This is a genomic window from Acidocella sp., assembly GCF_028687955.1.
Classification (GTDB): domain Bacteria; phylum Pseudomonadota; class Alphaproteobacteria; order Acetobacterales; family Acetobacteraceae; genus Acidocella.
On the sequence record NZ_JAQTZC010000119.1, the window covers coordinates 1 to 3161 of the forward strand.

General features: G+C 65.1%; 4 protein-coding genes and 1 tRNA gene. 1 reads left to right on the forward strand and 4 read right to left on the reverse strand.

Going from position 1 to position 3161, the window contains the following annotated elements; all coding sequences use genetic code 11:
* The 4 genes from proB to rplU all read right to left on the reverse strand — a co-directional run.
* Positions 1 to 1082 (reverse strand): glutamate 5-kinase (gene proB / locus PHE40_RS10880; RefSeq protein WP_299961661.1); only part of this gene is annotated, 1082 nt, incomplete at its 3' end.
* A complete protein-coding gene (obgE, locus tag PHE40_RS10885; RefSeq protein ID WP_299961663.1) occupies positions 1079 to 2080 on the reverse strand; it encodes a GTPase ObgE in 1002 nt (333 codons plus the stop codon). The genes obgE and proB, both read right to left, overlap by 4 nt.
* 68 nt (positions 2081 to 2148) lie before the next feature.
* Positions 2149 to 2418, reverse strand: a complete 270-nt coding sequence (gene rpmA, locus PHE40_RS10890; RefSeq protein WP_291424223.1) for a 50S ribosomal protein L27 — start codon at positions 2416 to 2418, stop codon at positions 2149 to 2151.
* 11 nt (positions 2419 to 2429) lie between these two features.
* The gene (gene rplU, locus PHE40_RS10895; protein WP_299961665.1) at positions 2430 to 2744 is read right to left on the reverse strand and encodes a 50S ribosomal protein L21; all 315 of its coding nucleotides are present in this window, start codon (positions 2742 to 2744) and stop codon (positions 2430 to 2432) included.
* 233 nt (positions 2745 to 2977) lie between these two features.
* On the opposite strand from rplU, the gene PHE40_RS10900 reads away from it, so the two are divergent.
* A tRNA-Ser gene (locus PHE40_RS10900) sits at positions 2978 to 3067 on the forward strand.
* Positions 3068 to 3161 lie beyond the last annotated feature (94 nt).

Consider the following 3161-nt stretch of genomic DNA (forward strand, 5'->3'; position numbering starts at 1 on the left):
TCGTCGCGGCCGCGGAAGCCCAGGAGGGCTTCGAAATCATCGGAACGGTGGCCGGCCAGGGTTTGGGCATCGGCGCTGGAGTACGCGGCGAGGCCACGGGCGATGCGGGTGCCGGTTGCATCAAGGATTTCCACGGGGTCGCCGCGCTCGAAACTGCCGGTGACGGTTTTGATGCCGGCGGGCAGCAGGGAGGAGCCTTTGCGCAGGGCGCGGGCGGCGCCGTCGTCGATCATCAGCGTGCCTTGCGGGGCGAGGTGGCCGGCGATCCAGTTTTTGCGCGCGCCGCGGCCTTCAGGCGCGGGGAGGAACCATGTGCATTTGGCGCCCGCAGCAACGGCGGCGAGCGGGTGCTGCGGATTGCCCAAGGCAATGGCCATGGCGACGCCCGACTGTGTGGCGATGTGGGCGGCGGCCAGCTTGGTGCGCATGCCGCCGGAGGAATAGCCGGGGGGCGGTTCGCCGCCGCAGGCGTCAATTTCCGGGGTGATGGCCTCGACCACGGGGATGTGGGCGGCGGTGGGGTTTTTGCGCGGATCGGCGGTGTAGAGGCCGTCAATATCGGAGAGGAGGATGAGGGCGTCTGCCTGGACCATTTCAGCCACGCGGGCGGCTAGACGGTCGTTGTCGCCGAAGCGGATTTCGGCGGTGGCGACGGTGTCGTTCTCGTTGATGACGGGGATGCAGCGCAGGGCGAGCAGCGTGCTGAGGGTGGCGCGCGCGTTGAGGTAGCGGCGCCGGTCCTCGGTGTCTTCCAGGGTGAGCAGGAGCTGGGCGGCGGTGAGGTGCTGGCTGCTTAAGGAGTCTGACCAGGCCTGGGCGAGGCGGATCTGGCCGACGGCGGCGGCGGCCTGTTTTTCCTCAAGGCGGAGCTTGGGGGAAGTGAGGTTGAGCTTGCGGCGCGCGAGCGAAATGGCGCCGGAGGAGACGACGATGACCTCCGTGCCGCGGGCCGCCAGGGCGGCGATGTCCGCCGTGACGCTGTTCAGCCAGCCGGTGCGGGGCGAGGCGGTGGCGGGGTCTACGATGAGGGCGCTGCCGATTTTCACCACGATGCGGCGGGCGGCGGTCAGCGATGGGATCATTTTTTCCGGGATTCCGTGACGATGGTTTGCAGCGCACGCAACACCTCGGGGATGCCCTGGCCGGAGACGCCGGAGGCGATCATGACAGTGGCGCCGGAGGCTTTGGCGAGGGCGGCGCGGCGCGAGGAGATTTCGCGGGGCGACATGGCATCGGCCTTGTTGAGGACGATGATTTCGGGCTTTTCCGCGAGGCCGCCGCCGTATTCGGCGAGTTCGTGGCGCACGGTGCGCCAGGAGTCGACACAGTTGCCGGCGGCGCCGTCGATCAGGTGGACCAGCACGGCGCAGCGCTCGACATGGCCGAGGAAGCGGGTGCCAAGGCCGGTGCCTTCGTGCGCGCCCTCGATGAGGCCGGGGATGTCAGCGATGACGAATTCCTCGGACATGGACAGGCGCACGACGCCGAGCTGCGGGTGCAGGGTGGTGAAGGGATAGTCAGCGATTTTGGGGTGCGCGCCGGAGACCACGGAAAGAAAGGTGGATTTGCCGGCGTTGGGCTGGCCGACGAGACCGACATCGGCGATGAGTTTGAGGCGCAGCCAGACCCAGCGTTCCTCACCAGGCCAGCCTTTGTCGGCGCGGCGGGGCGCGCGGTTGGTGGAGGTTTTGAAGCGCGCGTTGCCGAAGCCGCCGTCGCCGCCACGCAGCAGGGTGATGGTTTTGCCGGGCGCGTCCATGTCCGCCAGGAGGGTCTCTTTGTTATCGGCGAAAATTTGCGTGCCGATGGGGACTTTGATGCGCAGGGTGGGGGCGCCAGCGCCGGTACGGTCCGCGCCGGAGCCGTTGCCGCCCTTGCGGGCGCGGAAGTGCTGGGTGTAGCGGAAGTCGATCAGGGTGTTGAGGTTCTCGACCGCCTCGAACACGATGTCACCGCCGCGGCCACCGTCACCGCCGTCGGGGCCGCCGAGTTGGATGAATTTCTCGCGCCGGAAGGCCGTGACGCCATCGCCGCCGTCGCCGGATTTAAGGTAGATTTTGGCCTGGTCGAGGAATTTCATTTTTTCGATCTGCTAAAACAAAAAAGGCCGGCTGGTGCCGGCCTTCTTCGAAGGATTGCGCGGCCGGATTATTCGGCGGCGAGTTTAACCGGAGTCACGGATACATGCACGCGGTCATCGGATTTGCGCTCGAACAGGACCTTGCCATCAGCGAGGGCGAAGATCGTATGGTCGCGGCCGAGGCCGACGTTGATGCCTGGCTTCACCTTGGTGCCACGCTGGCGGATTATGATGTTGCCGGCAACCACGTCCTGCCCGCCGGATTTTTTGACGCCAAGGCGGCGGCCCGCGGTATCGCGGCCGTTACGCGAAGAACCGCCTGCTTTTTTATGTGCCATGTGACTGCTCCTTAAGCCGCGTTAATGGCGGAGACGCGCAGAACGGTGACGCACTGGCGGTGGCCGTTCTTGCGGCGGCTGTTTTGCCGGCGGCGCTTTTTGAAGATGATGACTTTGGCCAGACGGTCCTGGGCGATGACGGTCGCGGTGACGGAGGCGCCAGCTAGGTTCGGGGCGCCGAGCTTCAACCCGTTCTCGCCACCAACGGCCAGAACATCCGTGAAGGTGACGGTGCTGCCAGCTTCCGCCTCGAGCTTCTCAACTTTTAATACGGCGTCCGGGGTGACGCGGTATTGCTTGCCGCCGGTGCGGATGACTGCGAACATAGGTCTAGGTCCAATCTGGTGTCGTCAAAAATAGAGTGCGCGGCGGGGCCGGGCCCTGTCGCGAGAGTGGCGCGTTATAGCCGGGCGGGGGGAAGTGTCAATGCTGAAAGCGCGGGGCTGGTGGGCGAATGGTCAGATAAAGTTCGCAGATGTTGTCGCCGGGAGGCGCTGGGCGGTTGCAGGGGAGCTGGCTGACCCGTATAAGCCGCTGGCGAGACGCATAGCCGTACTCGGGAGAGGTGCCAGAGTGGCCGATTGGGGCAGTCTCGAAAACTGTTGTGGGTGCAAGCCTACCGTGGGTTCGAATCCCACCCTCTCCGCCATGCTTTTTTGATTGTTGCTGTAATATAGCCAATCTTTAAAAAATCAGTTTTTCGATGGTAACACCTATCTGGCTACACCCAGAAGTCGGCTTAG